At 71.2% G+C, this 21,970-nt stretch carries 16 protein-coding genes and 2 tRNA genes; 3 read left to right on the forward strand and 15 right to left on the reverse strand.

Translation table 11 applies throughout. The annotated features are described in order from the left end of the window. Positions 1-19: 19 nt before the first annotated feature. The 7 genes from mreD to E4U92_RS01310 all read right to left on the reverse strand — a co-directional run bounded on the left by mreD (position 20) and on the right by E4U92_RS01310 (position 8,451). Positions 20-679 carry a rod shape-determining protein MreD gene (mreD, locus tag E4U92_RS01280; RefSeq protein WP_137298355.1) on the reverse strand — a complete coding sequence of 220 codons (660 nt, stop codon included), beginning with the start codon at positions 677-679 and terminating at the stop codon, positions 20-22. Positions 680-694: 15 nt separating this feature from the next. Next, positions 695-1,654, reverse strand: coding sequence for a rod shape-determining protein MreC (gene mreC, locus E4U92_RS01285; protein WP_137298356.1), 960 nt, complete (start codon positions 1,652-1,654; stop codon positions 695-697). A gap of 160 nt (positions 1,655-1,814) precedes the next feature. Then, positions 1,815-2,834, reverse strand: coding sequence for a rod shape-determining protein (locus E4U92_RS01290; protein WP_110628156.1), 1,020 nt, complete (start codon positions 2,832-2,834; stop codon positions 1,815-1,817). Positions 2,835-3,214: 380 nt separating this feature from the next. After that, positions 3,215-3,628 (reverse strand): nucleoside-diphosphate kinase, encoded by a 414-nt coding sequence (gene ndk / locus E4U92_RS01295; RefSeq protein WP_137298357.1) that lies wholly within the window; start codon positions 3,626-3,628, stop codon positions 3,215-3,217. A 77-nt stretch (positions 3,629-3,705) separates the two neighbouring features. Then, positions 3,706-4,062, reverse strand: a complete 357-nt coding sequence (locus tag E4U92_RS01300; protein WP_137298358.1) for a DUF4233 domain-containing protein — start codon at positions 4,060-4,062, stop codon at positions 3,706-3,708. Between the two features lie 9 nt (positions 4,063-4,071). Beyond that, entirely contained in the window at positions 4,072-5,589 is a 1,518-nt protein-coding gene (gene folC / locus E4U92_RS01305; protein ID WP_137298359.1) for a bifunctional tetrahydrofolate synthase/dihydrofolate synthase, read from the reverse strand. Positions 5,590-5,826: 237 nt separating this feature from the next. Continuing rightward, positions 5,827-8,451 (reverse strand): valine--tRNA ligase, encoded by a 2,625-nt coding sequence (locus tag E4U92_RS01310; protein ID WP_137298360.1) that lies wholly within the window; start codon positions 8,449-8,451, stop codon positions 5,827-5,829. A 136-nt stretch (positions 8,452-8,587) separates the two neighbouring features. Here E4U92_RS01310 and E4U92_RS01315 point away from each other — a divergent pair, with 136 nt between their 5' ends. Further along, the gene (locus E4U92_RS01315; protein WP_137298361.1) at positions 8,588-9,574 is read left to right on the forward strand and encodes a hypothetical protein; all 987 of its coding nucleotides are present in this window, start codon (positions 8,588-8,590) and stop codon (positions 9,572-9,574) included. 76 nt (positions 9,575-9,650) lie between these two features. On the opposite strand, the gene clpX is transcribed toward E4U92_RS01315, so the two are convergent. The 5 genes from clpX to E4U92_RS01340 all read right to left on the reverse strand — a co-directional run bounded on the left by clpX (position 9,651) and on the right by E4U92_RS01340 (position 14,483). Then, entirely contained in the window at positions 9,651-10,937 is a 1,287-nt protein-coding gene (gene clpX, locus E4U92_RS01320) for an ATP-dependent Clp protease ATP-binding subunit ClpX (protein WP_137298362.1), read from the reverse strand. A gap of 176 nt (positions 10,938-11,113) precedes the next feature. Then, the gene (locus E4U92_RS01325; RefSeq protein WP_067241118.1) at positions 11,114-11,794 is read right to left on the reverse strand and encodes an ATP-dependent Clp protease proteolytic subunit; all 681 of its coding nucleotides are present in this window, start codon (positions 11,792-11,794) and stop codon (positions 11,114-11,116) included. Positions 11,795-11,919: 125 nt separating this feature from the next. Next, positions 11,920-12,528, reverse strand: coding sequence for an ATP-dependent Clp protease proteolytic subunit (locus E4U92_RS01330; protein WP_055623941.1), 609 nt, complete (start codon positions 12,526-12,528; stop codon positions 11,920-11,922). A 299-nt stretch (positions 12,529-12,827) separates the two neighbouring features. Then, complete coding sequence (gene tig, locus E4U92_RS01335; RefSeq protein WP_168725011.1) at positions 12,828-14,219, reverse strand: trigger factor; 1,392 nt, start codon at positions 14,217-14,219, stop codon at positions 12,828-12,830. 187 nt (positions 14,220-14,406) lie between these two features. Beyond that, positions 14,407-14,483, reverse strand: a tRNA-Pro gene (locus tag E4U92_RS01340). Between the two features lie 165 nt (positions 14,484-14,648). Here E4U92_RS01340 and E4U92_RS01345 point away from each other — a divergent pair. Next, positions 14,649-14,722: transfer RNA gene (locus tag E4U92_RS01345), tRNA-Gly, on the forward strand. Between the two features lie 86 nt (positions 14,723-14,808). Here the strand turns inward: E4U92_RS01345 and E4U92_RS01350 are convergent. After that, positions 14,809-15,003 (reverse strand): hypothetical protein, encoded by a 195-nt coding sequence (locus E4U92_RS01350; RefSeq protein ID WP_067241091.1) that lies wholly within the window; start codon positions 15,001-15,003, stop codon positions 14,809-14,811. 442 nt (positions 15,004-15,445) lie between these two features. Between E4U92_RS01350 and E4U92_RS01355 the strand changes: the two genes are divergently transcribed. Beyond that, entirely contained in the window at positions 15,446-16,537 is a 1,092-nt protein-coding gene (locus tag E4U92_RS01355) for an acyltransferase family protein (RefSeq protein ID WP_137298364.1), read from the forward strand. 19 nt (positions 16,538-16,556) lie between these two features. On the opposite strand, the gene E4U92_RS01360 is transcribed toward E4U92_RS01355, so the two are convergent. Further along, positions 16,557-17,978: a DUF6177 family protein gene (locus E4U92_RS01360; protein ID WP_137298365.1), complete on the reverse strand. Its 1,422-nt coding sequence runs from the start codon at positions 17,976-17,978 to the stop codon at positions 16,557-16,559. Beyond that, positions 17,975-21,961 (reverse strand): type VII secretion protein EccCa, encoded by a 3,987-nt coding sequence (gene eccCa, locus E4U92_RS01365; protein ID WP_137298366.1) that lies wholly within the window; start codon positions 21,959-21,961, stop codon positions 17,975-17,977. The genes E4U92_RS01360 and eccCa overlap by 4 nt, the downstream gene beginning before the upstream one ends. Positions 21,962-21,970: the final 9 nt, after the last annotated feature.

A 21,970-nucleotide genomic window follows, 5' to 3' on the forward strand; every position in this document is an offset into this window, starting at 1 on the left:
CGGGTGAACTCCGCGCGCCTCACAGCCGCTTGACCCCCTTGATGCGCCCGGCCCGGGCGGTGCGCGCGCGGGCCGCCTTCGTGCGCAGGCCGCCGATGCGCAGTCCCGTGCCGGAGGCGAGCCAGCCGGAGGAGATGTCGGTGGCCTTGGCGGCGGAGGTGGTCTCGGCCAGCGGGTCGTTGTCGGCGCGGCGGGCCAGCGCCATGACGGCGGGCACCACGAACGGCGCGAGCAGCAGGTCGTACAGGGCGGCGCTGAACAGCAGTCCCGGCAGGCCCACGTGGCGGGCGGCGGTGTCGCCGACCAGGGCGCCCACCCCGGCGTACAGCAGGGTGGAGCCGACGGCGGCGCCGACCACCACGAGCATCGGGGCGGTCGCCGACTTCAGGCGGCCGTTCTCCGGCTTGACGAGCCCGGCCGCGTAGCCGATGACGCACAGCACCAGGGCGTAGCGGCCGGCCGCGTGGTCGGCGGGCGGGGCGAGGTCGGCCAGCAGGCCCGCGCCGAAGCCGACGAGGGCGCCGGCGACGTGACCGTAGACCATCGCGAGGGCGAGGACGGTGAGCAGCAGCAGGTCGGGGACGGCGCCGGGCAGGTGGAGGCGGGCGAGGACGCTCACCTGGACCACCAGGGCGACGACGACCAGCGCCGTGGAGAGCAGGATCCGGTTGACGCGCATGGGGGAAGTCAGCTCCTACTGCTGCTCTGGCTGGCCGTCTTGCTGCCCGCCGTTCACGGACGTCCCGGCACCCGGGGTGACCGTGACGGTGACCGTCGGGGTGGGCGTCGGCTTCGGCTTGGCGGGCAGGACCGTGTCGCGCGGGTCCTTCTTCGGGGCCTGGACGACGACGCCGACGACGTCGAGCTGGGTGTAGCTGACGTACGGCGTGACGTAGAGGGTGCGGGTCAGGTCGCCGCCGGAGGGGTCGACGCGGGAGACGACGCCGACCGGGACGCCGGGCACGAACGGCTTGTCGGCCTGCGAGCCGAAGGTGACGAGCCGGTCGCCCTTCTTCACCTCGGCCTTGCCGTTGAGGAGTTCGACGCGCAGCGGCCGGTCGCCCTGCCCGGAGGCGAAGCCGAGTTCGTCGGTGGACTCCATGCGGGTGCCCACGGTGAAGTCGGGGTCGTTGGCGAGGAGCACGGTGGCGGTGTGCGGGCCGACGGTGGTGACCCGGCCGACGAGTCCGTCGCCGTTGAGGACGGTCATGTCGCGCTGGATGCCGTCGTCGGCGCCGACGTCGATGGTGATGGTCCAGGAGAAGCCCTGGGCCGCTCCTATCGCGATGACCTGCGCGCCCTTGATGCCGTACTGGCCGTCACCGGCGATCTTCAGCATCTTGTCGAGCTGGGCGAGCCGGCTGCGGGTGCGGTCGTCGCTGCCGAGCTTCGCCTTGAGCGCGGCGTTCTCCTTCTCCAGCTCGGCGAGCCGGTCGTGGCGCTCCCCGGAGTCGCGGACCGCGGAGACGGCGTTGCCGACCGGGTCGACCGCGGAGGACACGCCGTTCTCGATGGGACCGAAGGCCGCGGCCGCGGCCTGCCGGGCACCGTCGACCGGCGAGTCCTGCCCTCCGCGGATGTCCACCGTGATCAGCGCGAACGCGACGGCGACCAGCAGCACCAGCAGCAGCCGGCTCTCTTTCGTGTCCCTCACGTGCGGCGGCCGTGCCCTTCCCTCTAGGAATTCGGGTGACCGGTCCCGACGGCGCGACGCCGACGGGACCGCGGGGTTCTGCGTGGGAGCTTATGCCTCGATAGCGACGATCCGCCGCACGAGAGGAGGTCGTCCCGTACGGCGGAATCGAAGCGTTACGTCATCTGCGCGGCGCGGCGTCCAGGACCTGCTGGAGGGCCTCGAACTCCTCGACGCACTTGCCGGAGCCGAGCGCCACGCTGTCCAGCGGGTCCTCGGCGATGTGGATCGGCATGCCGGTCTCGCGCCGCAGCCGCTCGTCCAGGCCGCGCAGCAGGGCGCCGCCGCCGGTCAGCACGATCCCGCGGTCCATGATGTCGCCGGACAGCTCGGGCGGGCACTTGTCGAGCGTGGTCTTCACGGCGTCCACGATGGCGTTGACCGGCTCTTCGATCGCCTTGCGGACCTCCGCGGCGGAGATGACGACCGTCTTGGGCAGTCCCGAGACGAGGTCCCGGCCGCGGATTTCGGTGTGCTCGTCGGTGTCGAGGTCGTACGCCGAGCCGATGGTGATCTTGATCTGTTCGGCCGTCCGCTCACCCAGCAGGAGGGAGTACTCCTTCTTGATGTGCTGGATGATCGCGTTGTCCAGTTCGTCGCCCGCGACGCGGATGGACTGTGCGGTGACGATGCCGCCGAGCGAGATGACCGCGACCTCCGTGGTGCCGCCGCCGATGTCCACCACCATGTTGCCCGTGGCCTCGTGGACCGGCAGGCCGGAGCCGATGGCCGCGGCCATGGGCTCCTCGATGATGTGCACCTGGCGGGCGCCGGCCTGGGTCGACGCCTCGATGACGGCGCGGCGCTCGACGCCGGTGATGCCGGAGGGCACGCACACGACGACGCGCGGCCGGGCGAGATACCGCCGCTTGTGGATCTTCAGGATGAAGTAGCGGAGCATCCGCTCGGTGATCTCGAAGTCGGCGATCACGCCGTCCTTCAGCGGGCGCACGGCGACGATGTTGCCCGGCGTGCGCCCGATCATCTTCTTCGCTTCGGCGCCGACCGCGAGGATGCCACCGGTGTTGGTGTTGATCGCGACGACGGACGGCTCGTTCAGTACGATCCCGCGACCCCTGACGTACACCAGCGTGTTGGCGGTCCCGAGGTCGACAGCCATGTCACGGCCGATGAACGACATTGAGTTCCCCATCAGGATTCGTCTGGCCTTCCCACTGGCTTTTGAGGGCTTTTCAGGTAGGCGAGGTGGGTGCTGTGACGTGAAGGCTTCCATCGTAAACGCGCCTGCACGAACACTGCGCGAGGGTCCTGGCCATTGTCAGCAGATGACCGGCCGGGCCGCTTGGTGAGACGACCCATCGGGGGCACGCGTTCCCCCGATCGGCACCGCATATGCCGAGCCACGGCCGAAAACGTACGCCCACCGCAGGTCAGACCGGCCACCGATCTGACGCACCCTCAGAAAGATCCACGAAAAATCCGTCCGGGGGGTGGGACGGCCCGGCCGTGTCGCCGGGACGGGGGAACCCGCGGGGCTCCCGGGGGCTCCCCGGGGCAGGGTCAGGCGTGGTGCGGGAAGAAGAGCTTGACCTCTCGCTCCGCGGACTGCTCCGAGTCCGAGGCGTGGATCAGGTTCTCGCGGACGATCACGCCGAAGTCGCCGCGGATGGAGCCCGGTGCCGCGGCGATCGGGTCGGTCGGGCCGGCGAGCTGGCGAACGCCCTCGATGACGCGCTCGCCCTCGACGATCAGCGCCACCACCGGGCCGGAGGACATGAACTCCACCAGCGGCTCGTAGAACGGCTTGCCGACGTGCTCGCCGTAGTGCTGCTCCAGCGTCGCCCGGTCCAGCGTGCGCAGTTCCAGCGCGGTGATCCGCCAGTCCGCCTTGCGCTCGATTCGGCCGATGATCTCGCCGGTCAGGCCACGACGGACGGCGTCGGGCTTGAGGAGGACGAGGGTGCGCTGGGTCACGGGGGGACTCCTTTTTCCTGCCAGGTGGTGCGGTGCGACGACTGGCCCTGAGGTTACAGGGCGTGTCGCCGCCGCTGTCACGCAGCGTCAGGACTGCCGGAGCCGGCCTGCGCCGCGAACCTCGCCTTCGCCTCCTCGACCTTGCGGCCGAAGTGCACCGAGGCCCACCACAGGGCCGCGAACACCACACCGAGGAAGAACATCATCGGCACGAAGAAGCCGGACGCCACCAGCGCGATCTGCAGCGCCCAGCCCAGCACCACGCCCGCGGGCCGGGTGACCACCCCGCACAGCGCGACGCACAGGAACATGGCGATCCCGCACACCGTCCACACCGTGCCCGTGGACAGGTCGGGGTCCTTCATGGCGACCAGACCGGCGAACCCGACGACGAAGAACTCGCCGATCAGCGTCGAGGAGCAAAGCGTACGCACTGTCGGACCTCAGCCCTTTCCCAGCAGCAGGCGGGCCTCGCCCACCGTGATGACGGAACCGGTGACGAGCACGCCCCCGCCGGCGAACTCGCCCTCCTCCTCGGCGAGCGTGATCGCCGCCTCCAGCGCGTCCGGCAGCCGCGGCTCGACCTGCACGCGCTCCTCGCCGAACACCTCGACGGCCAGCGCGGCCAGCTCGTCGGCGTCCATCGCACGGTGGCTGGAGTTCTGCGTGACGACGACCTCCGCGAAGATCGGCTCGAACGCCTCCAGCAGCCCCCGCACGTCCTTGTCGCCGCTCGCGCCGACCACGCCGATCAGCCGGCTGAAGTCGAACGCCTCGCCGACCGCCTCGGCGGTGACGCGGGCGCCCGCCGGGTTGTGGGCGGCGTCCAGGACGACGGTCGGGGACCGCCGTACGACCTCCAGGCGGCCCGGTGAGGAGACGCCCGCGAACGCCTTGCGCACGGTGTCGACGTCGAGCTGCCCGGCGCGCTGGGCGCCGACGCCGAAGAACGCCTCGACGGCGGCGAGCGCGACGGCCGCGTTGTGCGCCTGGTGGGCGCCGTGCAGCGGCAGGTACACCTCGGGGTACTCGCCGCCCAGGCCGCGCAGCGTGACGAGCTGCCCGCCGACGGCGACCTGCCGGGCGACGACGCCGAACTCCAGGCCCTCGCGGGCCACGGTGGCGTTCACCTCGACGGCCTTCTTCAGCAGCACCTGTGCGGCGTCGACCGGCTGCTGGGCGAGGACGACCGTGGCGTCCTGCTTGACGATGCCGGCCTTCTCCCCCGCGATCGCCGCGTGCGTGTCGCCGAGCCGGTCGGTGTGGTCCAGGTCGATGGGCGTCACGACGGCCACGTCGCCGTCGATGACGTTGGTGGCGTCCCAGGAGCCGCCCATGCCCACCTCGACGACGGCGACGTCCACGGGCGCGTCCGCGAACGCGGCGTACGCCATGCCGGTCAGCACCTCGAAGAACGACAGCCGGTACTCCTGCTGCGCGTCGACCATCTCGACGTACGGCTGGATGTCCCGGTACGTCTCGATGAAGCGCTCGGCCGAGATGGGGGCGCCGTCGAGGCTGATGCGCTCGGTGATCGACTGCACGTGGGGGCTGGTGTAGCGGCCGGTGCGCAGTTCGAAGGCGCCGAGCAGCGCCTCGATCATGCGGGCCGTGGAGGTCTTGCCGTTGGTGCCGGTGATGTGGATCGAGGGGTACGAGCGCTGCGGCTCGCCGAGGACGTCCATCAGCGCGGCGATCCGGCTGACCGAGGGCTCCAGCTTGGTCTCGCCCCAGCGGGAGGCCAGCTCCGCCTCGACCTCGCGCAGGGCGCGGTCGACCTCGGGGTCCTCCGGGCGGGCCGGCACGTCCGCCTGCTGCGCGCCGCCCTGGGTGCGCAGGGTGCGGCTGCCGGCCTCGATCACCGCCAGGTCGGGGTCGCGGGTGGTCTCCTCCGCGATGAGGTCCTCGAAGGCGTCGAGGGGGTCGACGGGGTCGGGCTGGTCGTCGGTGGGGTGGCTCACGGGGCCCAGTCTACGGACGTGACGGCGGTGTGCGTGCCGCGGCTCGGGTGCGCGGTCCGGGCGGGGATGTCGTCGTGGGTGCGCGGCTGTGGCCCCGTCGTGGCTGGTCGCGCAGTTCCCCGCGCCCCTGAGGCCGGCACGGCCGGGCCCGGTCACAAGTGGACCGGTTCTCCAGCGGAACTCGAGAAGGCCCCCGGCGTCTCGGTGCGCCGGGGGCCTTCTCGTGGGTGCCGTCGGCTACGCCGGGGGCAGCTTCTCCAGCTGGGACTGGATGCGGGCGATGTCCTCCTCCGCCTTGGCGAGGCGGGTGCGGATCTTGTCGACCACCTGGTCCGGGGCCTTCGCCAGGAACGCCTCGTTGCCGAGCTTGGCCGTCGCCTGGGCCTTCTCCTTCTCCGCGGCGGCCAGGTCCTTCGCCAGGCGCTTGCGCTCGGCGGCCACGTCGATCGTGCCGGACAGGTCCAGCGCGACCTCGGCGCCCGCGACCGGCAGGGTCGCCGTCGCCGTGAAAGAGTCCCCCTCCGGCTGCAGGCGCAGGAGCTGGCGGATGGCGGTCTCGTGCGGCGCCAGCGAGGTGCCGTCGAGCGCCAGCCGGGCCGGGACCCGCTGACCGGGCTGCAGGCCCTGGTCGGCGCGGAAGCGGCGGACCTCGGTGATGACCGACTGCAGGGTGGAGATCTCCCGCTCGGCCTCCGCGTCGCGGAAGCCGCTGTCGGCCGGCCAGTCGGCGATCACGATCGACTCGCCGCCGGTCAGCGTCGTCCACAGGGTCTCCGTGACGAACGGGACGACCGGGTGCAGCAGCTTCAGCGTGACGTCCAGGACCTCGCCGAGGACCCGCTGGGAGACCTTCGCGGGCTCGCCGCCGGCCTGGAAGACCGTCTTGGACAGCTCGACGTACCAGTCGAACACCTCGTCCCACGCGAAGTGGAAGAGCGCGTCGGACAGCTTGGCGAACTGGTAGTCGTCGTAGTACGCGTCCACCTCGGCGACGACCGAGTTGAGGCGGGAGAGGATCCAGCGGTCGGTGGAGGACATCGCCGAGGGCTCCGGCAGCGGCCCCTCGACCGTCGCGCCGTTCATCAGGGCGAACCGGGTCGCGTTCCAGAGCTTGTTGGCGAAGTTGCGCGAGCCCTGGACCCAGTCCTCGCCGATCGGCACGTCGACGCCCGGGTTGGCGCCGCGGGCCAGGGTGAAGCGCAGGGCGTCGGAGCCGTACTTGTCCATCCAGTCCAGCGGGTTGACCGCGTTGCCGAACGACTTGGACATCTTCTTGCCGAACTGGTCGCGGACCATGCCGTGCAGGGCGATGGTGTGGAACGGCGGGGTGCCGTCCATCGCGTACAGGCCGAACATCATCATCCGGGCGACCCAGAAGAAGAGGATGTCGTAGCCGGTGACCAGGACGGAGTTCGGGTAGAACTTCGCGAGCGACTCGGTCCGTTCGGGCCAGCCGAGCGTGGAGAAGGGCCACAGGCCGGAGGAGAACCAGGTGTCGAGGACGTCGGTGTCCTGGCGCCAGCCCTCGCCGCTCGGCGGCTGCTCGTCGGGGCCGACGCAGACGACCTCGCCGTCGGGGCCGTACCAGACGGGGATGCGGTGACCCCACCAGAGCTGGCGCGAGATGCACCAGTCGTGGAGGTTGTCGACCCAGTCGAAGTAGCGCTTCTCCATCTCCTGCGGGTGGATCGTGACCCGGCCGTCGCGGACCGCGTCGCCGGCGGCCTTGGCGAGCGGGCCGACCTTGACCCACCACTGCATGGACAGGCGCGGCTCGATGGTGGTCTTGCAGCGCGAGCAGTGGCCGACGGAGTGGACGTAGGGCCGCTTCTCGGCGACGATCCGGCCCTCGGCGCGCAGCGCGGCGACGATGGCGGAGCGGGCCTCCAGGCGGTCCAGGCCCTGGAAGGGGCCGTGGGCCGTGATCACGGCGTGCTCGTCCATGATCGTCAGGGACGGCAGGTCGTGGCGCTGGCCGATCTCGAAGTCGTTCGGGTCGTGGGCCGGGGTGACCTTGACGGCGCCGGTGCCGAACTCGGGGTCGACGTGCTCGTCGGCGACGACCGGGATGGAGCGGTCGGTCAGCGGGAGCTTGACCAGCGTGCCGACGAGGTGCCGGTAGCGCTCGTCGTCGGGGTGGACGGCGACGGCGGTGTCGCCGAGCATCGTCTCCGCGCGCGTGGTGGCGACGACGATGGAGTTCTCCCCGTCGCCGTAGCGCATGGAGACCAGCTCGCCGTCGTCGTCCTGGTACTCGACCTCGATGTCCGAGATGGCCGTCAGACAGCGCGGGCACCAGTTGATGATGCGCTCGGCGCGGTAGATCAGCTCGTCGTCGTAGAGCCGCTTGAAGATGGTCTGGACGGCCTGGGACAGGCCCTCGTCCATCGTGAAGCGCTCGCGGGACCAGGCGACACCGTCACCGAGGCGGCGCATCTGCCCGCTGATCTGGCCGCCGGACTCGGCCTTCCACTGCCAGACGCGCTCGACGAACGCCTCCCGGCCGAGGTCGTGGCGGGACTTGCCCTCCTTGGCCAGCTCCCGCTCGACGACGTTCTGGGTGGCGATGCCCGCGTGGTCCATGCCGGGCTGCCACAGCGTCTCGTGGCCCTGCATGCGCTTGCGGCGGGTGAGGGCGTCGATGAGCGTGTGCTCGAAGGCGTGCCCGAGGTGCAGGCTGCCGGTGACGTTCGGCGGCGGGATGACGACGGTGTACGGGGGCTTGTCGCTCTTGGCGTCCGCCTCGAAGTAACCGCGTTCCACCCAGCGCTCGTACAGCGGCCCCTCTACATCGGCCGGCGCGTACTGGGTCGGCAGTTCTGTGGTGGGCGCTGGCGGCTGCTGCGATGCGTTCTCGGTCACGGGGCTCAGTTTAGAGGTGTCACGACCCCGTCCCGAAACGCGTTTGTTCTGTAACGGTGGGCCCCCCGCCGCTTTGTGCCGCCTGTGCCTGGGTGAGGATGTCAGGAACACATAAGCTTTGGAGGGGAACGCAGGAATGAGTCACAACCAGCCGGGCCCGTACGGCGGGCAGCCCCAGCAGCCCGGACCGTACGGTCAGCCGGGCCCCTACGGCCAGCAGCAGCCGCAGGCCCCCCAGCCCGGTTACGGCTACCCCCAGCAGCCGCAGACCCCCCAGCAGCCGGGGTACGGCTACCCGCAGCAGGCGCCGCAGGGTGTGCCGCCGCAGCAGGGTCCGTACGGCCAGCAGCCCGGCACCCAGCCGATGGGCCAGCCCCCGTACGGCCAGCAGCCGCCCTACGGCCAGGCCCCTTACGGTGCCCCGCAGCCGCCGGCGTCCGGCGGCGGCAAGAAGAAGGCCGCGATCATCGTGGCCGCGGTGGCGGTCGTCGCCGCGATCGCGGTCGGCGCGACCCTGCTGCTGGGCAACAGCTCCGGCTCCGGCTCGGACATCGCCGACGACGGCCCGCACAAGCTGACCACCCCGGCGACGGTGCTCACCGAGTACAAGAAGTCCGACGACGTGGACTCCGGCGGCTTCGACGACAGCGACATCGAGGACGCCGAGAAGCACGGCGTGAAGAACGCCGAGGGCGTGCACGCCGGTTACCAGGCCGGGGACGAGAAGAACCCGCTCGCCATGAAGATGATCAACTTCATGGGCGTGTACGGCGACATCGACGACCCCGAGGCGGTCGTGGACGGCGTGTTCGCCGACACCAAGAAGGAGGCCACCAAGGACGGCGACGGCGAAGTCGTGGGCCAGCCGAAGGAGTTCAAGCCGGCCGGGCTCAAGGACGCGGTCCTCAAGTGCCAGGAGATGAAGGTCAAGGACGACTCGTCGTCCTCCTCCTCCGGGCCGAGCGAGATCAGCATGCCGGTGTGCATCTGGGGCGACCACAGCACGATCGGCGTGATCCTGCACGTCGACCTCGCGGACGCCATGGGCGGCAAGTCCGCCGACCTGACGGCGGCGGCCGACCTGACGGCCAAGTTCCGCAACGAGGTGCGCGTCAAGGCGTGACGCGGGACGGGCCGCCGGCCCGGAACGCGGAAGGGGCCCCGGTCGGTCGACCGGGGCCCCTTCCGTACGGGCTTCGCTACGCCGTCTTCTGCTCGCCCGGGCCGCGGCCGCGGGCGTCCCTCGGGATGAGGGTCGGGTTCACGTTGGAGTGGACGACGTCGGCCGTGATGACCACGCGGGCCACGTCCTTGCGGGAGGGCACCTCGTACATCACCGACATCAGCACCTCCTCCATGATGGCGCGCAGGCCGCGGGCGCCGGTCTGGCGCAGGATGGCCTGGTCGGCGATGGCCTCCAGCGCCTCACGCTCGAAGTCCAGCTCCACGCCGTCGAGTTCGAACAGCCGCTGGTACTGCTTGACCAGCGCGTTGCGCGGCTCGACCAGGATCTGCAGCAGGGCCTCGCGGTCCAGGTTGTGCACGCTGGTGATCACGGGCAGACGGCCGATGAACTCCGGGATCATGCCGAACTTGACGAGGTCCTCCGGCATGACCTCCTCGAACTGGTCCTTGGACTCCAGCTCCCGCTTGGAGCGGATCGTCGCGCCGAAGCCGATGCCCTTGGCGCCGGCCCGGGTCTCGATGATCTTCTCCAGGCCCGAGAAGGCACCGCCCACGATGAACAGCACGTTCGTCGTGTCGATCTGGATGAACTCCTGGTGCGGGTGCTTGCGGCCGCCCTGCGGCGGGACGGAGGCGGTGGTGCCCTCCAGGATCTTCAGCAGCGCCTGCTGGACGCCCTCGCCGCTGACGTCCCGGGTGATCGACGGGTTCTCGCTCTTGCGGGCGACCTTGTCGATCTCGTCGATGTAGATGATCCCGGTCTCGGCCTTCTTGACGTCGTAGTCCGCGGCCTGGATCAGCTTCAGCAGGATGTTCTCGACGTCCTCGCCGACGTAGCCGGCCTCCGTCAGCGCCGTCGCGTCCGCGATGGCGAACGGGACGTTCAGCATGCGGGCCAGGGTCTGCGCCAGGAGCGTCTTGCCGGAGCCCGTGGGTCCGAGCAGCAGGATGTTGGACTTCGCCAGCTCGATGGCGTCCTCGCGGCTCTGTCCCCCGCCGTTCTCACCGGCCTGGACGCGCTTGTAGTGGTTGTACACCGCGACCGACAGGGCCTTCTTCGCGGCCTCCTGCCCGACCACGTAGCCCTCGAGGAACTCGTAGATCTCGCGCGGCTTCGGGAGTTCCTCCCAGCGGACCTCGCTGGTCTCCGCCAGCTCTTCCTCGATGATCTCGTTGCAGAGGTCGATGCACTCGTCGCAGATGTACACACCGGGCCCTGCGATGAGCTTCTTGACCTGCTTCTGGCTCTTGCCGCAGAACGAGCACTTGAGCAGATCGCCGCCGTCACCGATGCGTGCCACGGTGTGCTTCCCCTTCGCCTGGGAGACGACTGGACGTCAGTCCAGCGGCTCCTGGTGCTGCCTTATGTCGACGGTACCTTGCCGGGCACCCCGTTCGGGCCCCCCTTGGCACGGTTCGCTTTGACGTGATCCGTGTCAAACCGTGCCAAGGGGCGTCAGACGCTTCGGTCTGCGCGTCAACGCAGGGACGCGTTGTTCATCTTCCGGGTGGAGATGATCTGGTCGATCAGCCCGTACGACAGGGCGTCCTCGGCCGTGAGGATCTTGTCGCGCTCGATGTCCTCGCGGATCTTCTCGATCGGCGTGGTGGAGTGCTTGGCCAGCAGGTCCTCCAGCTGGGCCCGCATCCGCAGGATCTCGTTGGCGGCGATCTCCAGGTCGGAGACCTGGCCGCGGCCGGTCTCGCTGTACGGCTGGTGGATCAGGACGCGGGCGTTCGGCAGGGCCATGCGCTTGCCCGGCGTACCGGCGGCCAGCAGGATGGCGGCGGCCGAGGCGGCCTGGCCCATGCAGACCGTCTGGATGTCGGGCTTGACGAACTGCATCGTGTCGTAGATCGCCGTCAGCGCGGTGAAGGAGCCGCCGGGGCTGTTGATGTAGACCGAGATGTCCCGGTCGGGGTCCATCGACTCCAGGCACAGCAGCTGCGCCATGACGTCGTTGGCCGAGGCGTCGTCGATCTGGACGCCGAGGAAGATCACGCGCTCCTCGAAGAGCTTCGCGTACGGGTCGTACTCGCGGATGCCCTGGGAGGTGCGCTCGACGAAGCGCGGGATGACGTAGCGGGACTCGGCCGTGGGGCCGGTGTACTCGGCGCGCGTGCGGTCGTAGAGGCCGGCGCCGGGGAAGTCGTTCACGGTGTCTCCTGGAAAAGGCTGGGGCGGTGGCTGGGGGGCTGCTGGAGCGCTGGGGGCCGTGCGGGGCCCTGCGGGGGATCCGTCGGGCCCCTGGGGGCCTGTCGGGCCCGCTGGGCCGTGCGGCCTCAGGCCGCCCCGGTGCCGCCGCCGCCCGGCATGCCGGCGGCCGTCGGGATGACGTCGTCGATGAGGCCGTACTCCTTGGCCTCGAACGCGTCGAACCAGCGGTCGCGGTCCGAGTCGCGGGTGATCTGCTCCACCGACTGGCCGGTGTGCTGCGCCGTGAGCTCGGCCATGCGCTTCTTGGTGTGCAGCAGCCGCTCGGCGTGGATCTTGATGTCGGAGGCCGAGCCCGCCAGGCCCGCGGAGGGCTGGTGGATCAGGATCTCGGCGTTCGGCAGCGCGAAGCGCTTGCCGGGGGTGCCCGCACTGAGCAGGAACTGGCCCATCGAGGCCGCGAGGCCCATGGCGATGGTCACCACGTCGTTCTTGATGAACTGCATGGTGTCGTAGATCGCCATGCCGGCCGTGATCGAACCGCCCGGGCTGTTGATGTACAGGTAGATGTCCTTGTCCGGGTCGGCGGCAAGGAGCAGCAGCTGTGCGGTGATCTTGTTCGCGATGTCGTCGTCGACCGGCTGGCCGAGGAAGATGATCCGCTCGTTGAGCAGCCGGTTGTAGACCTGGTCGCCGAGGCCACCACCGATGGAAGGCTCGCCGGCGGCGGAGGGCATCAGATTCGTCACGTATCCACCTGCTCGTCTTACGACGGCGCCGGGCCGTCTCACATTGTTCTGCCTTTCATGGACCCTAACGCGCGGGTCCCTTCGGCGAGTCCCGCAGAGTGAGGTGTTCGCCGGGGGCGTAGCGCCGTGCCGCGGGGCGGCCGGCGGGCCGCCGGGGGCGGGGACGCGAACGGGCCCCCGGTGAGGTCCGGGGGCCCGTTCTGCGTGCCGTCGTGCCTGGCTCCGTGGCCGTCCCGCGGCCCGCGGGGCGGGCGTCAGGGGGGCCGGGGGGCCGGTGCGGGGGGCGGTCAGCCCTCGGTCTTCTCCTCGGCGGCGTCGCCCGCCTCGGTGCCGGCGTCGGTCGCCCCGGCGGCGGCCTCGTCCTCTTCGTCGTCGAGGTCGATGACCTCGCCGTTGGTGTCCTTCACCGTGGCGGACTCCACGACCAGGGCCAGGGCCTTGCCGCGGGCGACCTCGCCGACCAGGAGCGGAACCTGGCCGCCCTCGACGACGGCCTGGGCGAACTGGTCGGGCGACATGCCGGAGGAGGCGGCACGGCGCATGAGGTGCTCGGTGAGCTCCTCCTGGTTGACGTTGAGCTTCTCGCGCTTGACGAGCTCGTCCAGGACGAACTGGGTCTTGATGCCCTTGACCGCGGCCTCGCGGGTCTCGGTCTCGAACTCCTCGGCGGTCTTGTCCTGGAGCTCCAGGTACTTGTCGAGGGTCAGGCCCATCTGGCCGAGCTGGTGGTGCTCGAGGTTGTGCTTGCGGGTGTTGATCTCGTCCTCGAGCAGCTTCTCGGGGACCGGGACCTCGACCAGCTCGAGGAGCTTGTCCAGGACGCGCTCCTGGGCCTGCGTGGCCTGGTCGAACTGCTTCATGTTCGCCAGGCGCTTGCGGCTGTCGGCCCTGAGCTCGTCGAGGGTGTCGAACTCGGAGGCGAGCTGCGCGAACTCGTCGTCCAGCTCGGGCAGTTCACGGGCGGCGACCTGGGTGACCTTGACGGTGACCTCGGCCTCCTTGCCGGCCGCGGAGCCGCCCTTCAGCTCGGAGGTGAAGGTGGCCTCCTCACCGGCGGACAGGCCCTTGACGGCCTCGTCGATGCCCTCGAGCAGCTCGCCCGAGCCGATCGTGTAGGAGACGCCCTCGGCGACGCCGTCCTCGAGGACCTCGCCGTCGACCTTGGCCTGCAGGTCCACCGTGACGACGTCGCCGTCCTCGGCGGCCCGCTCGACCGGGGAGGTGGAGGCGAAGCGCTCGCGGAGCTGCTCGACCGACTTCTCGACGTCCTCGTCGGTGACCTCGACGGCGTCGACCTCGACCTCGATGGAGGAGAAGTCCTCGGGGAGCTCCAGGGACGGGCGGATGTCGACCTCGGCGGTGAAGTTCAGCGTCTCGCCGTCCTTCAGCTCGGTGATGTCGACCTCGGGCTGGCCCAGGACGTTCAGCTCGGCCTCGTTGACCGCCTCGGTGTAGAACTTCGGCAGCGCGTCGTTGACGGCCTCCTCCAGCACGGCACCGCGGCCGAAGCGCTGGTCGATGACCCGGGCCGGGATCTTGCCCTTGCGGAAGCCCTTCACCGTGACCTGCTGGTTGATCTTCTTGTACGCCGCGTCGAGGCTGTCCTTGAGCTCCTCGAAGGGCACCTCGACAGTGAGCCGAACCCGGGTCGGGTTCAGGGTCTCCACGGCGCTCTTCACGGTTAGGTCTCCTTGTGGCTGACTGCTTGGGTTCTGCCGGGGCCAGACTGGTCCGGCGGATAGCCGCCCGGAGGAGTTCGTGGCCGATGAGGCCGGGACACACGGGCGCGCAGCTTGCATAGTAACCGCAGGGCGTGAGCCGCCCAAAAGACGATCAGCGCGGCACTGCGCGCGGTGATCGGGCAGGTGGTCGGGGTGGCGGGATTTGAACCCACGGCCTTCCGCTCCCAAAGCGGACGCGCTACCAAGCTGCGCCACACCCCGTCTGGTGCGACACGTAGGGTACATGCCCGCGGGCACGCCGACGGCCGAGTTCCGAGGGGCGTCCGCAGGCGCGTGCCGTGGCCGGTCGGCGGGGTGTGCGGCGAGGGGCACCGACCCGCTACGATGCCTGAGGCGCCGCGGTCCACCGACCTGCGGCCCACGTGTGCGGGCGTAGCTCAATGGTAGAGCCCCAGTCTTCCAAACTGGCTACGCGGGTTCGATTCCCGTCGCCCGCTCCAGTACGACGCAGGCCCAGGCGAGCGGGTGCTTTCCCGCTTCCTGGGCCTGCGTCGTTCCCGGGGCGGCTCCGCGGGCCGCCGTCCGGTCAGAAGCTGATCGAGTTGATCGTCTCCGCCAGGGAGTTCAGGAACCTGTTGATCGACGGGGCCATGCCGGTGGAGGCGAGGAAGAAGCCGAAGAGGATCGCGACGATCGCCGGGCCCGCCTTGATGGAGCCACCCCGCATCAGCACCACCAGGATGATCGCCAACAGCAGCACCACAGACAGTGAAATGGCCACAACTGATCACACCCTCGGTCGTCCGCTCTCCCGGCCCGGGGACGCACCCCCGCATGGACCATCGTGCCACCAACAGGGCCGCGCCATGCGGGTCATGGGACATCAGTCGTGATCGATGCCGGGGTGATCGTCCCGCACAGCAATTCGACAGCCGTACGGGCGAGTCGGCCGGGGGGAGTTCGGCGCCGTATCGCCGCCGTATCCGCACAACGTATGGGCGGGGAATGCGAATTGCCGGTACGGGATCGCGGAGCGAGGTCGTTTGTCCTCATTTGGCGGGGACTTGAGGGGATGAAAGTAGGTATATCGGAAGGGCAAGTGGTCCACGCTACACGTGTTCCTCGCGGAATTCCGGGTAGTCGGGAAGCTCTCGCTCCGCCTTCAACCCGGAATGACGTCAGGGGTTTCACGCAAACCCACGGACACCGCTAGGGTGCCTCAGATGTTCCATGCCGCCTCGTCCCCGATCCCGAGTCCCCGCCCGCCGCGGCCCGGTCGTGACGCGTTCTTCGACAACGCCAAGTACCTCGCGATCGTGCTGGTGGCCGTGGCCCACTCCTGGGAGCCGCTGAAGGGCGACAGCCGGACGCTGCAGGCCGCGTACATGGTCGTGTACGCCTTCCACATGCCGGCGTTCATCGTCGTCTCCGGGTTCTTCTCCCGCAGCTTCGACGGCAGCCCCGACCGGCTGAGACGGCTCATCACCGGCGTGGCCGTGCCCTACGTCGTGTTCGAGACGGCGTACCCGCTGTTCCGGCAGGCGGTCGACGGGCAGCCCATGGACATCACCCTGCTCGACCCCTGGTACCTGACCTGGTTCCTGGTCGCCCTGTTCATCTGGCGGCTCACCACCCCGCTCTGGAAGCTCGTGCGGTGGCCCCTGCCGCTCGCGCTGGTCCTGGCCATGCTGGCCTCCGTCACCCCCGGCATCGGGGACGACCTCGACCTCCAGCGGGTCCTGCAGTTCCTGCCGTTCTTCGTCCTCGGCCTGTGCCTGAAGCCCGAGCACTTCCGGCTGGTGCGGCGCGCCTCCGTGCGGATCGCCGCCGTCCCCGTGTTCGCCCTGGCGCTGGCGTTCGCGTACTGGGCCGTGCCGCGGATGAACACCGCCTGGTTCTACCACCGCGACGCCGCCCAGGAACTGGCCGCGCCCTGGTGGGTGGGGCCGGTCATGCAGCTCGCGCTGTTCGGCTGCTCCCTGCTGCTCACCGCGTGCTTCTTCGCGTGGGTGCCCGGGCGCACGCTGTGGTTCACCGCGCTCGGCGCCGGCACCCTGTACGGCTACCTGCTGCACGGCTTCCTGATCAAGGCCGCCGACTACCGGGGCGTGTTCGCCCGCCCCTTCTTCCACACCCACCTCGGCATGCTCACGGTGAGCCTGGCCGTCGCGGCCGCCGTCACCGTGCTGTGCAGCGGCCCCGTGCGGCGGGTGTTCCGCTGCGTCGTGGAGCCCCGTATGGACTGGGCGTTCCGCAAGGACCCCGTGCGGGCCGCGCAGGAGCGCGAGCCCCGCCGGGAGAAGGTCTCCGCCTGACGCGGGGTCCGCGCTGCGGTCAGCTTCCCTTCAGGTGCCGCATCAGGCGCTCGAAGTCCTGCCAGCCCGACAGGTCCGAGGCGTCGCCCGGGAACGGGTAGTACAGCGCCGGACGGGTCCTCGGGCCCAGCTCCCGCGGTGTGTCACGCAGCGGCGTGCGGCGGGCCCGGTCGCCGGGCATCGCGCGGACCTCCTCGGCGCCCAGCACGAAGGCGTACGGCACGCCCGGCCCCTCGAAGTGCGGCGGGACGGAGAGGTCGCGGCGGGCCCGGCGGACCTGGACCAGCATCGACTGCAGGTCGTGGCGGGTGGCCAGCGCCTCCGCGGCCCTCTGCACCGCCTCGGTCGGCGGCTCCTCGGCGGCGCCGTAGCCGAAGGCCAGCGTGACGTCCTCCTCGACACCCGCCGTCGTCCGGGTGATCCGCACCGTCGCGAGGCCCGGACGCTCCGGGGAGCCGACCACGACCACCCACGTCGGCTCCGGCGACCGCTCGAACGCCACGTCGGTGAGCTGGCGCAGCGACCAGGGCAGGTTGGCGGGCTCCTCGGTGCCCCAGCCGGCCGGGGGCTCGCCGGTGATCTCGCGCCAGACCGACTCCACGGCGCCGCCGAGCACCAGCCGGTCGTCGGCGGGGTGGACGCAGCGGAAGGAGACCGCGAGCTGGCGCTCCCCGGTGTCCGCGGCCCCCTGGGCGAAGGTCTCCGCGATGGGGGTGCGCGGGTCCTCGTCCGTCGCGCCGGGCGACTCCAGCGTCACGAACAGGCCGTTGGCCCACTGCAGGATCGCGCCGGACAGGCCGTCGTAGTAGCCGCACTTCTCGTCCTGGACCACCCAGCGCGACGGCCAGCCCGGCAGCGCGCCGCGCACCGCCGGCGACAGCCGGGTGCCGGCCGGGGTGACGATCTGCAGGCCCAGCTCGCCCTCGGCGGCCGCCCGGAAGGTGTCCGCGAGCCAGGAGGTCATCGCGACGACCGGCCGGTCCTGGATCACCACGGCGACCTTGTCGGTGAGCACGTCCACGGCGGGCTGCGCGGCCGCCGGCACCGGCACCGCCGTCATGCCCTCCGTGTTCACCACCCCGATCGAGGTGGCCACCCCGCGCGGCCAGGCGGTGCCGCCGACCAGCGTGGCGATCCGCCCCACGAAGGTCGCGGCGAGCGCCTCGGCCTCCTTCACACCGGTGGTGGCGCGCGCCTCGGTCCACCAGTACGGGACCTCCGGCTCGCTCGCGCCGAGCAGCCGCTGCGCCTCGCCCCTGACCTGCACGAGCAGCGGGGCCTCCACGGACAGCAGCGGGCGGCCCTGCTCGTCGTGCAGCCGCACCAGCGCCCCCTCCGCCTCGGCGCCCACCAGCAGATCGGGGCCGCCGGAGAGCAGGCCCGCGATCACGCTCAGCGGGTCCGGCATCTTCTTCGTGAGCGCGACGACGTCCTTCGTCATGGGTTCACCCTCTCCCCCGCGTAGACGGTCTGGATCAGCCGGTTCGGCTCGCCCCGGCGCACCAGCACGCCCCGGCCGGGCGGCTGCTGGGAGGCGTACACCCCGGTGAAGAGCTGGCCCTCGCTGCGGTCGCCGGTCATCACCAGCGCGGCGGCGCCCGACTCGCGCAGGCCCATCATCAGCGGCTCGTACAGCCCGCGCGAGGCGCCCGCGACGCGCCGGGTCAGCACGAAGTGCAGCCCGATGTCCTGCGCGGAGGGGATGTACGGCACGAACGGCGCGAGCGGCTGCTGGCCGGCGGTGGTCAGCACGTCGTAGTCGTCGACCAGGATCACGATGCGCGGGCCGGAGAAGCTGCCCGGCTCCAGGTCGGAAGCGTCGGCGCCGTCGTCGGGCAGCCGCTTGTCCAGCTCGGTGGCGATGCCCGCGGCGAGGGCGCCGCACAGCTTGGCGTTGTAGGCGTAACCGCCGCGGTACTCCTCGGGGACGGCGCCGCGCAGGCCGCGGCGCGGGTCCATCACGCCGAAGACCAGTTCGTCGTCGCCGTAGCGCTCGATGAGGCCCTGGGCGATCACCTTCAGCAGGTTGGTCTTGCCGCACTCGCTGTCGCCGAGGATCAGCAGGTGCTGGTCGTGCCGGAAGAGGTCGAGCATGACCGGCGCGAGGTGCGTCTGGTCCAGCGCGATGGGCACGCGGCGCGGTTCGGCGGCCGGGCCGGGCAGGAGCCGGGGTTCCAGGACGTGCGGCAGGACCCGCACCGGCTGGGCGACCTCGCCGGTCCAGGTGGCGCGGATCGTGCGGGCGGTGCGCTCCAGGACCGCGCCCAGGTCGGAGGTGTCGGCGAGGCCGTCGGTGCGGGGCAGCGCGACCTGCGCGAACAGCTTGCGGTCGGTCAGGACGCGGCCCTTCTCCTCCGGGGCGAGGGTCTGGGCGAGCTTGCGCTCGATGCTGGACTCGCTCGGGTCGTTCAGCCGCAGCTCGATCCGGGTGCCGAACTGCGACTGGGTCGCGATCCGCACGTCGTTCCAGCGCAGCATGCCCGCGACGACGTGGATGCCGTAGCCGCTGCCGCGCTTGAGGATGTCGACGACCGCGTCGTCCAGTTCCTCGAAGTCGTCGCGCAGGGCGCCGAACCCGTCGATCAGCAGCACGATCTCGGTGGACGCCAGCTCGGGCAGGCGGCCCGCCGCGCGCAGGGTGCGCAACTGCTCCAGGGAGTCGATGTTGTGGACGCGGAACAGCTCCTCGCGCTGGTCGAGCATGCCGCGCACCGAGTCGATGGTGCGGGCGGCGCGCTCCCGGTCGGCGCGGCCGGCGACGCCGCCGACGTGCGGCAGCCCGGCCAGCGCCTGGAGACCGCCGCCGACCAGGTCGAGGCCGTAGACGCCGACCTCCTGCGGGGTGTGGGTGAGCGCGAGGGACAGGGCGAGGGTGCGCAGCAGGGTGGTCTTGCCGGACTGGGGTCCGCCGATGACCGCCGCGTGGCCGCCGGCGACCGTGAGGTCCAGGTACCACTGGCCCTGCCACTGCTTGGTCGGGTCGTCCAGGAGGCCCAGCGGCACCTGGAGCGGTCCGCGCCGCTTGGCCAGCTGCATGCCGCGGGCGCCCACCTCCAGGGGCCCGGCGACCTTGTCGAGGGCGACCGCGTCGGGCAGCGGGGGCAGCCAGATCTGGCGCACGGGGCGGGCGCCCGCGTTCTCCAGCTGCTGCACCATCACGCCCATCTCGGTGGGCCCGGTCTCCCGGCGCCGCATCTGCGGCTCCTGCGGTGCGGCGCTCTCCTCCTCGCCGAGGGTGTTGTACGCCTCGTACTCCAGGGCGAGCGGCCCGGTGTCCTCCTGCTCGCGGCGCACGGGGCCGCGGTAGGCGCCGGAGACGTAGCCGGCCTTGAACCGCTCGTAGTGGCTGGTGTCGACCTTGAGGTAGCCGAAGCCGGGCAGCGGCGGCAGGTGGAAGGCGTCGGTGGTGTCCAGGACGGTGCGCGACTCGTCGGCGGAGAAGGTGCGCAGGCCCAGCCGGTACGACAGGTAGGTGTCCAGGCCCTTGAGCTTGCCGCCCTCGATGCGCTGGCTGGACAGCAGCAGATGCACGCCGATGGAGCGGCCGATGCGGCCGATGGACAGGAACAGGTCGATGAAGTCGGGCTTGGCGGTGAGGAGTTCACCGAACTCGTCGATCACCACGAACAGGTGCGGCAGCGGGTCGAGGTCGGGGCGCTTCTCGGCGCGCAGGGCCGCGTAGTGGCCGATGTCGGCGACGTTGCCCGCGTCCTTGAGGACCTGCTGGCGGCGCTTGACCTCGCCGGCCAGCGAGGCGTGGACGCGCTCGACGAGGCCGGCCTGGTTCTCCAGGTTGGTGATCACGCCGGCCACGTGCGGGAGGTCGGCGAAGGGGGCGAAGGTGGCGCCGCCCTTGTAGTCGACGAGGACCAGCGCGAGATCCTCCGGCGGGTGGGTGGCGACCAGGGCCAGGACGAGGGTGCGCAGCAGCTCGGACTTGCCGGAGCCGGTGGCGCCGACGCACAGGCCGTGCGGGCCCATGCCGAGCTCGGAGGACTCCTTCAGGTCGAGCAGGACCGGGTCGTGGGAGTCGCTGACGCCGATCGGCACGCGCAGGAAGGCGCGTTCGCCGCGCGGCGCCCACAGCCGGGCCAGGTCGAGGTCGGCGACGTCGTCGATGCCGAGGAGTTCGGCGAAGTCGACCGGGCCGCTCAGGGGGGCGTCGGCGGCCATCGAGTCGGCGGACAGGCGCAGCGGGGCGAGCATCCGGGCGAAGCCCTCGGCGAACGGCACGCCGATCTCGTCGACGGTGCCGTGGGCGCCGATCGGCTCCTCCTCGCGCAGGTCCTCGATGGCGATGCGCTCGCCGTCGACGGTGATCCGCACGCCGACGCTGCCCGGTTCCTGCACCCGCTCGTCGAGCAGGTGCAGCACCGTGACGCCCATGTCGCGCAGTCCGACGGCGTCGTCGGGCCGGGGCAGGTCGACCGCGTCGTCGCCGTGCGCGTCGGCGACGACGAGCAGCCGCGAGGTCATCGCGAGGGCGTCCCGGCCGGACAGGCCGCGGCGCACCTCGGCCGCGTAGGAGGCCCGGCGGCGCAGCTCGGGGCCTATCTGGCGGGCCAGTTGGGGCACGGAGGGCGCGATCCGGCGGGCGCTGACCGGCCCGTCGAACTGCTCGGGGTCGAGCAGGTGGGGCAGCCACTTGGCCCACTCCCAGTCGGCGACGCGGTCACCGGGCGCGGCCAGCGCCAGCGCCACGTCGTCGGGGGCGTGCATCGCGGCGGTCTGCACGAGCAGGGCGCGGGCGACCCGGAGGGTGTCCTCGCGGCGGCCGACGACGCTGACGTTGCCGACCCGGTCCAGCGGCACGGTCAGCGGCAGGTCGGTGCCGGTGCGGAAGCGGGCCATCAGCGCGGACGCCTCGTTCAGCATGAACTGGTCCGGCGGGGTCAGCACGGACGAGCCCTGCTGGCCGACCTTGAGGTCGCGCACGGGCATCTCGCCGGTGCCGACCCGCACGCGCAGGAAGTCGCCGTCCAGGCGGCGCCGTTCCCACAGCCGGGCCGGGTCGCGCACGACGTCGTAGAGGGCGTCCGGCGGCGGGTTGAGCACCTGGGCGGTCTCCGCGCGCTCGCGCTCCTCCCGGGACAGCTCCTCGCGCAGGTCCTCCAGGTAGGCGAGGTACGCCTCGCGCTGGGTGCGGCGGGTGCGCTGGGCCTTGCCGCGCTGGGAGAAGACCAGGGTGAGCGAGCCGGCCAGGGTGACCACGAGGATGATCGCGCCGAGCCCCGCGAACTGGCTGTTGCGCACGACCGTCATCATCACGACGGACGACATTACGCCGGCCACGGGCAGCAGCGACGTGGCGATGGAACCCGCCTTGCCCTCGGGCAGGTTGGGCGGCGCCTCTATGGTGCGCGGTTCGCTGGCGGCCGGCGGCCGGGTGGTGCGCGCCGGGCGGTGGATCAGTCGGGTACTCATCGTCGTGGC

It is taken from the genome of Streptomyces galbus (assembly GCF_005280195.1).
Taxonomy (GTDB): domain Bacteria; phylum Actinomycetota; class Actinomycetes; order Streptomycetales; family Streptomycetaceae; genus Streptomyces; species Streptomyces galbus.